Annotated in this window: 4 protein-coding genes; 3 read left to right on the top strand and 1 reads right to left on the bottom strand. The window is 73.3% G+C overall.

Annotated elements, in window-relative coordinates; translation table 11 throughout:
- The first annotated feature begins 159 nt into the window (after positions 1-159).
- Together H7U20_RS06265 and H7U20_RS06260 are read left to right on the top strand one after the other, a co-directional pair.
- Positions 160-5,661, top strand: coding sequence for a beta strand repeat-containing protein (locus tag H7U20_RS06265; protein ID WP_199518750.1), 5,502 nt, complete (start codon positions 160-162; stop codon positions 5,659-5,661).
- Positions 5,662-5,921: 260 nt separating this feature from the next.
- Positions 5,922-9,896 carry a hypothetical protein gene (locus H7U20_RS06260; RefSeq protein ID WP_199518749.1) on the top strand — a complete coding sequence of 1,325 codons (3,975 nt, stop codon included), beginning with the start codon at positions 5,922-5,924 and terminating at the stop codon, positions 9,894-9,896.
- Between the two features lie 150 nt (positions 9,897-10,046).
- On the opposite strand, the gene H7U20_RS06255 is transcribed toward H7U20_RS06260, so the two are convergent.
- Entirely contained in the window at positions 10,047-10,532 is a 486-nt protein-coding gene (locus tag H7U20_RS06255; protein ID WP_199518748.1) for an asparaginase domain-containing protein, read from the bottom strand.
- A gap of 186 nt (positions 10,533-10,718) precedes the next feature.
- Between H7U20_RS06255 and H7U20_RS06250 the strand changes: the two genes are divergently transcribed.
- Complete coding sequence (locus H7U20_RS06250) at positions 10,719-11,474, top strand: L-asparaginase (protein ID WP_199518747.1); 756 nt, start codon at positions 10,719-10,721, stop codon at positions 11,472-11,474.
- The last annotated feature ends 1 nt before the right edge of the window (position 11,475 follow it).

Here is an 11,475-nt window from a genome sequence, read left to right as displayed (position 1 = left end):
GCGACGATGCCGCCCGCTTGAGTGCCGGGCGGCATTTTTTTTGCCCTTCGCGCCGGGCGTAGGGGATGAAAACTTGACTATATTTGCAATATTTCTTGTTTCCATGTGGAAATTTACTGGAAATCTGCTATAGTGTAAGTTATCAAATAAGGAACAAATATGGACTCAGTCAGTGGCCTCACCCCCGCCCAGTTCGCCGCCTTGAGCAACAAGCTCATCGCCGCGCTGTCGCTCGCCGAAATGGCCCAGGTCACTGCCGCCCATGCCGCCGCGATGACGGTGTCGCAGGCCGGCGCGCTGTCCGGCGCGCAACTGGCGGGGCTCAGCGCCGCCGCCGTCGCGGCGTTGCCGCCGGCCAATCTGGCCGCCCTGCGCGCCGCCGTGTTCGGCGCCGCCACGCTGGGCGCCAACTTCATCGCCGGACTGGGCGCCGCCCAGGTGGCCCAACTGACTACGGCCCAGGCCGCCGCGCTGAGCTCGCGCAACATCGCCGCCCTCAGCACCCAGGCGCTGGTCGCCTTCGACGCCGCCGATTTCGCCGCCCTCAACCCGGCCGCCGTGGCCCGTCTGAGCAACGAACAGCTGGCCGCGCTGGGCACCCAGCAGATCGCCGGCTTCGGTTCCAAACAGGTGGCCGCGCTGGTCGCCGGCCAGCTCGCCGCGCTGAGCACGCGGGCCATCGCCGCGCTCGACAGCCAGGACATCGCCGCGCTCGGCAGCGCCCAGCTGGCCGCGCTGCGGCTGGACCAGATCGACGCCCTCAGCGCCGCCCAGGTGGGCGCCTTCGGCAGCCGCCAGCTGGCCGCGCTGTCGGCCGGCCAGTTGGCCGCGCTGGGCAGCGATGGCATGCGCGCGCTGAGCTCGCGCGCCATCGGCGGCCTGGCGACGGCCCAGCTCGCCGTGCTGGCGACCGAACAGATCCACGCCCTGGGCAGCGCCCAGCTGGCCGCGCTGAGCAGCGCGCAATTGGTCGCGCTGATGACGCGCGGCATCGCCGCCATCGACGTCGGCAACATCGGCGCGCTGCGCACCAGCGCCATCGCCGCGCTCAGCTCGGCCCAGCTGGCCCAGCTCGGCGCCGGCGGCAACAATCCCTTCGCCAACCTGAGCACGGCGCAGATCCGCGCCCTGCGCAGCGCCGCCCTGAGTGGGCTGACGACGGCGCAAATCGTCGGGTTGAGCACGGCCCAGGCGGCGATGCTCAACAGCGCCCAGCTGGTCGGCCTGTCGGTCGAGGCGATCGCCGCCTTCGAGACGGCCGACCTGGCGGCGCTGCGCACGGCGGCCATCGCCGGCCTGCGCAGCCAGCAGGCGGCGGCGCTGACCAGCGCCCAGGTGGCGGCGCTGAGCATGGCCCAGTTGAACGCGATGGGCAGCCGGCAGATCGCCGTGCTGGCCAGCGCCAGCCTGGTGGCGCTGCCGACCGCCGCATTGGCGGCGCTCACGCCGGCCACCTTCGCGGCGCTGCCGACGGCGGTGATCGCCCAGTTGAGCACGCAGCAGGTGGCCAGCCTGGGCACGAAACAGGTGGCGGCGCTGACCAGCGCCGCGCTGGGCGCCCTCAGCCCGCAGCAGTTCGCCGCGTTGACGACGGGCCAGTTGTACGTGCTCAGTTCGCGCCAGTTGGCGGCGCTGTCGGCGGCCGACCTCGGCGCGCTCGGCAGCGACGCCATCGGCGCCCTGCGCCCGATCGCGCTGGGCGGCTTGACCTCGGCGCAACTGGCCGCGCTCGGCGCCGACAGCCAGATCGTCGCGCTGAGCACGGCCCAGGTCAGCGCCCTGCGCAGCGCCGCCCTGGTCGGCCTGAGCACCAGCCAGGCGCGCGCGCTCAGCACGGCCCAGGCGCACGCCCTCGGCAGCGCCCAGCTGCGCGCCCTGTCGACCGGCGCCATCGCCGCGCTCGATACGCAGGACGTGGCGGCGCTGCGCACCAGCGCCATCCGCGGCCTGAGCGTCGACCAGGTGGCCGCGTTGGGCAGCCACCAGGTGGCCGCCCTCACCACGGGCGAGTTGGCGGCGATGAGCAGCAGCCAGATCGCGGCGCTGTCCGGCGGCCTGCTCAGCGCGCTGCCGACCGCCTATCTGGCCGCCCTCAGCCCGGCCGCCATCGGCGCCCTGCCGGCGGACTTCATCGCCCGCCTGAGCGTGGCGCAGATCGCCAGCCTGGCGACGCGCCAGATCGCCGCGCTGAGCAGCGCCGGCGTGCACGCGCTCAACCCCGGTCAATTCGCCGCCCTCAGTTATGAACAGCTGGGCGCGCTTGGCTCGCGCCAGTTCGTCGCCATCGACGGCGAGGACCTCGCCGTCATCAGCGCCGAGAACATCGGCGCGCTGCGCAGCGCCGCCATCGCCGTGCTCAGCGCGGCGCAGGTGGCCGCGCTCGACGCCACCGGCCAGTTCGCCGCCCTCGGCACGGCCCAGGTGGCGGCCCTGCGCAGCACCGCCTTGGCCGCGCTGAGCACGGCCCAGGTGGCGGCGCTCAGCGTCGAGCAGAGCGCCGCGCTGCGCAGCGCCCAGTTGCGCGCGCTGTCGATCGAGGCCGTCGCCGCGCTGGAAACGGCCGACCTGGCGGCGCTCTCGAGCGGCGCCATCCGTGGCTTGCGCAGCGAGCAGGTGGCGGCGCTGAGCAGCGCGCAGATCGTCGCCCTCAGTCCGGCCCAGTTCGCCGCTTTCGGCAGCCAGCAGATGGCCGCCCTGGCCAGCGCCACGCTGGCCGCCTTGCCGGCCGCCGACCTGGCGGCGCTGAGCACGGCCGTCATCGCCGCGCTGCCGGGCGCCGTCATCGGCCACCTCGGTTCGGCCCAGTTGGCCGGCCTGGCGACGCGGCAGATCGCCGCCCTCGGCAGCGCTGCGCTGCAAGCCTTGAGCAGCGGCCAGGTGGCCGCGCTCAGCGCGCCACAATTGGCCGCCTTGCGCAGCAAGCAAATCGTCTGGTTGTCGTCCGACGACCTGGCCGCCATCGGCAGCGCGCAGATAACCGCGCTGCGCACCGACGCCATCGCCGCGCTCAACTCGGCGCAGCTGGCCGCGCTGGGCGCCGCCGGCCAGTTCGCCGCGCTGGGCACGGCGCAAATCGCCGCCCTGCGCAGCGGCGCCCTGGCCGGCCTGACCACCGCCGAGGTGGTCAGCCTGTCGCCGGCCCAGGCGGCGGCGCTGAGCAGCCGGCAACTGGCCGCCTTCTCCAACGAGGCGATCGCCGCGCTGGAAACGGCCGACCTGGCGGCGCTGCGGCCGGGCGCCCTGGCCGGCTTGCGCAGCGAGCAGATGGCGGCGTTGACCAGCCGCCAGGTGGCCGGCCTGGGCACCGCCCAGCTGGCCGCCTTGGGCACGCGGCAGATCGCCGTGCTGAGCAGCGCCACCCTGGCGGCCTTGCCGACGGCCGCGCTGGCCGCCCTGAGCACGGCGGTGATCGCCACGCTGCCGGGCGCCGTGGTGGCCCAGCTGAGTACCGCCCAGCTGGCCAGCCTGAGCACGCGCCAGGTGGCCGCGCTGGGCAGCGCCGGCCTGGCCGCGCTGGGCACCGCGCAATTCCTCGCTTTCAGCCCCGAACAGATCGGCGCGCTCAGCTCGCGCCAATTCGCCAGCCTGGCCAGCGCCGACCTCGGCGTGCTGGCCACCGCCACGCTGGGCGCGTTGCGCACCAGCGTCATCGCCAGCCTGAGCGGCGCGCAACTGGCCGCCCTGGGCGCCTCGCTGAACGCGCTCTCCAGCGGCCAGATCGCGGCGCTGCGCAGCGCCGCCGTGGCCGGCCTGGCCACCGCCCAGCTGGCCGCGCTGGGCAGCGACCAGTTCGCCGCGCTGGGCAGCGCGCAGATCGCCGCCCTGTCCAGCGGCCAGATCGCCGCGCTGCGCGTCGACGAGTTGGCGGCGCTGCGCACGGCCGCCATCGCCGGCCTGCGCAGCCAGCAGATCGCCGCCCTCGGCAGCGCGCAGAGCGCGGCGCTGGGCACGGCCCAGCTGGCCGCGCTGAGCAGCGTCCAGCTGGCCGGCCTGGGCAGCGCCAACGTGGCGGCGCTGTCGGCCGCCGCCATCGCCGCCCTCAAGCCGGGCGCGCTGAACGGCGTGGCCGCGCTGGCCTCGAATTTCTTCGCCGCGCTGGGCAGCGCCCAGCTGGCCGCGCTGTCGACCGCGCAAGCGGCGGCGCTCGGCTCGCGCGCCATCGCCGCGCTCAGCACCGCCGCCTTGGCCGGCCTGCGCAGCGACGAGCTGGCGGTGTTGAGCACGGCCGCGCTGTCCGGCTTGAACACGGCCCAGGTGGCGGCGCTGGCCACGGCGCAGATCGCCGGGCTGTCGACCTCGGCCATCGCCGGCCTGAGCCAGTCGGTCGCCTTCGTTGCCGGCCTGGGCAGCGCCCAACTGGCCGCCCTGACGCCGCAGCAGGCCGGCGCCTTCAGCGCCAAACACATCGGCCTGCTGTCGGCGGCCATGATCGGCGCCATCGAGGCGGCCGACCTGGCCGCGCTCGGCACCGCCGTCATCGCCGCGCTCAGCGTGCCGCAACTGGCCGCGCTGGGCACCGAGCAGATCGCCGCGCTGGGCACCCGCCAGGTGGCCGCGCTGGGCACCAGCCACCTGCCCGGGGTCGACCTGCTGAGCAGCGCGCAGATCGCCGCGCTGTCGGCCAGACAGGTCGGCGCGCTCAGCGTGGCGATGGTCAAGGCCTTCAGCACCAGCGAACTGACGGCCATCGAAACGCGCGACATCGCCGGCCTGAACAAGCTGCAGATGGCGGCGCTGTCGACCGCCCAGGTGCGGGCGTTGACCACCGGCCAGATCCAGGCCCTCAGCAGCGCCCAATTCTCCGCCTGGTCGACCAGCCAGGTGCAGGCGCTGAGCACGGCGCAGATCGCCGCGCTGGGCAACCTGACGCCGCTGGCGCTGGACTTGAACGGCGACGGCCTGCGCACCCTCGGCCTGGAGGCCGGCGTGCGCTTCGACCTGGCCGCCGACGGCCACGCCGGCGCCACCGGCTGGATCGGCGGCGGCGACGGCTTGCTGGCGCTGGACCGCAACGGCGACGGCCGCATCAACGACGGCGCCGAGCTGTTCGGCTCGTCCACCGCGCTGGCCGGCGGCGGCCGCGCCGAGCAGGGCTTCGCCGCCCTGGCCGAGCTCGACAGCAACGGCGACGGCGCCATCGACGCCGCCGACCGCGACTTCGCCAAGCTGCGCGTCTGGGTCGACGGCAACGCCGACGGCGTCAGCCAAGCCGCCGAGCTGTCCGGCCTGGATGCGCTGGGCATCGTGCGCCTGAATCTGGACGCCCGCCTGGCGCCGACGGTGGAGCAGGGCAACGTGATCGCTCTGCGCGCCAGCTTCGAGACGGCCGACGGCGCGCGGCGCGAGCTGGCCGACGTCTGGCTGGCCCGGCCTGGCAGCGTGCTGAGCGGCCGGGTCGGCGGCCTGGTGCAGCAACTGGCCGCCTTCGGCCAGGCCGCCGCCGCGCCGGCCCTGCCGGCCGCCGCGGCGGCGCTGGCGGACACCGCGCCGGCCGCCACGGCCCGGTTGGCCGGTCAGTTGGCCGGCCAGCTGGCCCAGTTCGACGCCCACGGCCGCGGCTTGGCCGGGCCGGCCTTGCTGGCCGCCGCGCCGAGCGGCGGCGAGCCGCCCGGCACGCGCGCCACCGCCCCGGCCGGCTGGCTGGCGCTGCCGCCGCGCTAGCCGGCGGGCAGGCAGCGGGCAGGGAACGGCGCGCGCTTGCCGCGTCCCCCCGCTCAGGCCGGCATCCCCGGCATCCCCCACAGGACCCGTCGAATTGGCGGGTCTTTTTGTGTCAATTCGCGCATTTGTGGCGAAATTTCGCTGCTAGTATTGATATAAATATATTTTTACATTTTTTACATTTTAAATTTAGTTGCTTATCGGTAAAACCGAGTTTTTTCTGATAGAGTTTTCTCAATATTGAACAATAAGGAATTGCCATGAGCTTCGACACGAATATGACGCCGGCCCAGTTCGCCGCCCTCGGCACCAAGCAAATCGCCGCCATGACGGCGGCCGATTTCGCCACGATGACGCCGGCCCATATCGCCGCCATGACGAATAAGCAGGCGGCCGTGTTGAGCTCGGCGCAGTTGAACGCCCTGGTGCCGGCCAGCGTGGCGGCCCTTGAGCCGGCCAGCTTCGCCGCCCTCAAACCGCTCAGCCTGTCCGCCGCCAGCCTGCGTCCCGAATTCCTCGCCGCCCTGGCCAGCCGCCAGATCGCCGCCCTGACGCCGGGCCAGGCCAGCCTGCTGCGCGGCGCCGGCATCGCCGGCCTGGCGCTGGAAGCCTTCGCCGGCTTCGAGGCGGCCGACCTGGCCGCGCTCAACACCGAGGTGATCGCGTCGCTGTCGGTCGGCCAGTTGCAGGCGCTGAGCACGCGCCAGCTGGCCGCGCTGACGCCGGCCAAGCTGGGCGCGCTGACCCCGGCCAAGCTGGGCCAGGGCGACATCTTCACCACCGCGCAGATGGCCGGCCTGAGCGGGGCGCAACTCGGCGCCCTCAGCACCGCCCTGATCGCCGCGCTGGGCGGCGCCGACCTGGCCGCCATCGAAACGCGCGACATCGGCTCGCTGACGCAGCGCCAGCTGGCCGTGCTGTCGGCCGCCCAGCTCGGCGCGTTGGGCAGCGCCCAGTTGCGCGCGCTGCAGGGGCGCCAGATGCAGGGCCTGCCCACCGCCACGCTGGCGGCGCTCGGCCCGGACGGCTTGCGCGCGCTCAGCGTGGCCGCCTTCAACAGCCTGAGCAGCAAACAGATCGGCGCCCTCAGCACGCAGCAGCTGCACAGCCTGAGCACCGCCCAACTGGCCGCGCTGACCGTGCCGCAGCTGGCCGCGCTGGGCAGCCAGGCGCTGGCCGCGCTCGACGTCGACACGCTGGGCGCGCTCAAGCCGGCGCTGCTGGCGGCCATGACCACCAGCCAGTTGGCCGGCCTGGGCCCGCGCGGCTTGGCCGCCCTCACCACCGCCCAGTTCGCCGCGCTGAAGCCGGCCCTGTTGCAGGGCTTGAGCGCCGAGCAGGTCGCCGCCCTGAGCACCAAGCAAGCCTCGGCCCTGAACGCGCAGCAGCTCGGCGCGCTGTCGACGGCCGGCCTGTCCGGCATGGAGACGGCCGACATCGCCGCGCTGCGCGTGAGCAGCCTGAACGGCTTGAACACCTTGCAACTGGGCGCCCTCAGCGGCGTCCAGGTGGCGGCCTTGACCACCGCCCAGGCCGCCGCCTTGAGCAGCCGCCAGATCAACGCCCTGTCGAGCAGCGCCTTCGCGGCGATCGAGCTGGCCGACCTGGCCGCGCTCAACAACAGCGCCATCGCCGGCCTGTCGAGCAACCAGTTGCGCGCCCTCAGCCTGGAGCAGATCGGCGCCCTGGGCACGCGCCAGATCGGCGCGCTGAGCACCGCCGCCCTGCACTCCCTGACCGACAGCCAATTCCGCGCCCTCAGCGCCGCCCAGCTGGGTGCGCTGAGCTCGAAACAGCTGGCCAGCCTGTCGCCGCAAGAGCTGGGCAGCCTGGGCTCGGCCAGCCTGGTGGCGCTGCGCACCAACGCCATCGCCGGCCTGAACTCGGCCCAGCTGGCCGCGCTGGGCGGCAGCGACGGGCCTAGCCTGTTCGGCCTGCTGAGCACCGGCCAGATCGCCGCCATGAGCAGCCGCGCCCTGACCGGCCTGAGCGCCGCCCAGGCGGCCGCCATGACCACCCGCCAGGTCGCCGCCTTGAACAACGCCCAGGCCGCCGCGCTGTCGAGCGCCGCCACCGCCGCGCTGAGCGGCGAGGACATCGCCGCCCTGCGCCTGGCCGTGCTGGCCAGCCTGCGCACCGACCAGATCGCCGCGCTGACGGCGTCGCAACTGGTCGCCCTGACCACCGCCCAGGCCGGCGTGCTGGGCAGCCGCCAGGTCAACGCCTTGACGGCCGACGGGCTGGCGGCGCTGGAGACGGCCGACTTCGCCGCACTCAGCACCTTCGCCATCGCCGGCTTGCGCGGCGAGCTGGTCAGCAGCCTGAACGAGACCCAGTTGCACGCGCTGGCGGCGCGCCAGGTCGCCAGCTTCTCGACGGCGGCGCTGAACAGCCTGCGCGCCGAGCAGTTCACCGCGCTCAACTCGCGCCAGCTGGCCGGCCTGACCGTGCTGCAGATCGGCGCCCTGACGACCGGCCACCTGCGCGAGATCCGCGCGGCCGACATCGCCGCCCTCAGTTCGGCCGGCATCGGCAGCCTCGGCTCGGCGCAGATCGCCGCGCTGCTGGCCGAGCAGGTCGGCGGACTGAGCACCACCCAGGTGAGCCGCCTGACGGTGGCCGCCCTGGCCGGCCTCACCGCCGCCCAGGCCGCCGCCCTCGACAGCGCCCAGGCGTCCGTGCTGATCGGCAGCCAGCTGGCCGCCTTCAGCAGCGCCGCCGTGGCCGCGCTGGACAGCGCCGACATCGCCGCGCTCAAGCCGGTGGCCATCGGCGCGCTGCGCACCGACCAGGTGCTGGCGCTCAACAGCGCCCAATTCGCCGCGCTGACCACCCAGCAGATCGGCGCCATGCGCACCCAGCAGTTCGCCGTGTTGTCGAGCGCCGTCGTCGCCGGCCTGAGCACGGCCAACCTGGCGGCGTTGGCGCCGGCGGTGGTGGCCTCGCTGTCGACCGCGCTGATGGCGGCGCTGAGCACCGAGCAGATCGGCAGCCTGACGGCCGGCCAGATCGGCGCGCTGGGCAGCGCCACCCTGCACGCGCTCGGCAACGACCAGTTGTACACGCTCAGCTCGCGCCAGCTGAGCGGCCTGGGCAGCCGCCATGTCGCCGGCCTGAGCTCGCGCGACATCGCCGCCCTCAACGCCGAGCAGCTCGGCGGCCTCGGCGTCGAGGCCGTCGGCAGCCTCGGCTCGGCCCAGTTGGCCGCGCTCGGCAGCGACCGCGACGGCGCCGGCGGCGCCCACATCAACGCCCTCGGCACGGCCCAGGTGGCGGCGCTGAAAACGGCCGCGCTGGCCGGCCTGGGCACCAGCCAGGCCGTCTCGCTGACCACCCAGCAGGCCGCCGCGCTGACCTCGTTGCAACTCGGCTCGCTGTCGAGCGGCATCATCGCCGCGCTGGAGGCGGCCGACTTCGCCGCCCTCAGCAACGCCGCCATCGGCGCCCTGCGCAGCGGCCAGGTGCAAGCCCTGACGGCCGAGCAACTGGCCGCGCTGGGCACCGGCCAGGCCGCCGCGCTGTCGACCGAAGCCATCGGCACGCTGGTGTCGAGCCAGTTGTGGGCGCTGGGCACGGCCCAGATCGCCGCACTGAGCACGCGCCAGATCGCCGCCCTGTCGGCCCGCCACGCCGACGGCGCCGACCTGTTGACCACCGAGCAGATGGTGGCCTTGTCGTCGCAGCAGGTGGGCGCGCTGAGCACCGCCGTGGTGGCGGCGCTGAGCACCGGCGACGTCGCCGCGATCGAAACGCGCGACATCAACGCGCTGGGCAGCGGCCAGTTGGCGGCGCTGTCGACCAGCCACGTGCGCAGCCTGACCACCGGCCAGATCAGCGCCTTCAGCACCGGCCAGCTGCACGTGCTGTCGAGCGGCCAGGTGGCCGCCCTCAGCGCCGACCAGGTGCATGCGCTGAGCAGCGCCCAGCTGGCCGCGCTGCCGTTCACACCGGTCAGCGGCCTCGGCGGCGTCAGCGGCATGGTGCGGGCGATGGCGGCCTTCGGCGGCGACGCGCCGCTGTCGGCCGGTGGCCAGTGGCGCCTCGACGCCGCCAACGCCTCCGGCCAGCTGGCCGCCGGCGCGGCGCAGATGGCCGGCCTGCTGCAGCAGTACGACGTCAACGGCCAGCCGCTGCTCGCCTCGACGGCCGCCGGCGCCGGCGATCCGGTGCTGCGCCTGAACGGCCTGCAACCGGTCGCCACGGCGGGCTTGCTGGTGGCCGGCCACAAGTCCTAGCCCGGCGCGCCCGCGCCCATCCCGTCGCCGCCGCCGTTCTGACGGCGCGGCGGCGGCGAAAAAAAATGCCCGCGAAGCGATTCGCGGGCATTTTTCATGCTCGGACGTCCAGGTCGGAGGTCCAGCGCGGCGGGCGCGCCGCCGGCCCGGTTACAAGGCTTGGAACACGCCGGCGGCGCGGTTCTTCTGCACGTTGTCCCAGGCGAAGATCTTGCCGTTCATCGCCACGTAGACGCCGGCCGGCAGTGTTTGCGCCACGCCGCAGGCGAAGCCCAGGTTGAACAGCGCGTCGGAGTTATCGATCGCGTAGGGGATCATGGCGCCGGTCAGCACGATGGTCTGGCCCAGCGCGGCCGGCCCCAGCACGGCGGCCGTCTGCGGCATGGTGTCGGTGCCGTGGATGATGACGATGGCTTTCTCGTCGGCGTCGCGGCAAGCGGCCAGGATGCGCTCGCGGTCGGCGTCGACCATGTCGAGCGAGTCCATCAGCGGCATTTGTTGCAGCGCCACCTCCACCGTCAGGCGGCAGCGTGCCAGCGCCGCCGGCAGATGGCTGTCGGCGAAGCCGAGGGTGCCGTTCAATTCGTTGTAGTGTTTGTCGAAGGTGCCGCCGGTGGCGAGAATGCGCAAGGTCATGGTGATGTGGTGGGATCGGTGGAGAATAGGCCGAATGATAGCCTGAAGCGCGCCGTTTGTGCAGCCGGCGGGGCTGGCGCCCGGGCGATGCCGCCTGCCTTGCATGCCCCGCATTGGCTCTGGAAACTTGCGCCAACTGTGAGTACACTGGTTTCTTTGTTCGTCGGACCCATTCCCTATTTCGCCATGAAAGCGCTCGCTCCCGGTACCGTCATCTTCCACCGCCATCGCGGCTACGGCGTGATCACCTCGGTCAATTTGCTGACCGGCTGGATCGCCGCCCGTTTCGGCAGCGAGGCGCGCACGCTCGACCTGAACCTGTCGATGGACGAGGTGCAGTTCGCCGACGGCGAGGCCATCCTGTTCCGCCGCGCGCCGCCCGACCGCATGCCGCACGCCCGCCTGATGGCCATGGTGCGCGAACTGCACCGCGCCGGCTACCAGCGCCTCTACCTGTATTCCTGGCCCAAGCCGTCCGGCCTGCATTGGCGCTGGCATTTGTTCACCGGCCAGCGCGACTGGATGCAGCGGCCCTGGCGCGAGGGCTGGTACGGCTCCGGCGCCGACTACAACGTCAATCCGGTGATGGGCTGGGGCGACACGCCGGCCGCCACCACCGCCGAGCTGGTCGACGCGCTGGCCCGCTTCGACCCGCAGGGCCTGGCCCGCGCGCTCGGCCGCGACGAGGACCACGCCGCCTGGTTCGAGGCGGTCTGCGACGCCTTGCTGCCCGGCTATATGTACAGCCTCGACATGCAACGCCCGGCCGACGCGCCGCTGCAGGAAATGCCGCCGGTGCCGGTGATCGCGGTGCGCGCCAGCCTGCCGCCGTACAGCGGCCCGGCGCTGGCCTGGCCGCCCGGCTGGTCCGGCCTGTGGAGCAAGGTGCACGCCATGCCGACGCCGGCCATCAATCTGAGCGGCGTGTCGGCAATCCGCTGAC

This window comes from Rugamonas violacea, assembly GCF_016461825.1.
GTDB lineage: Bacteria > Pseudomonadota > Gammaproteobacteria > Burkholderiales > Burkholderiaceae_D > Rugamonas.
This window is presented reverse-complemented; position numbering and strand designations above follow the sequence as displayed.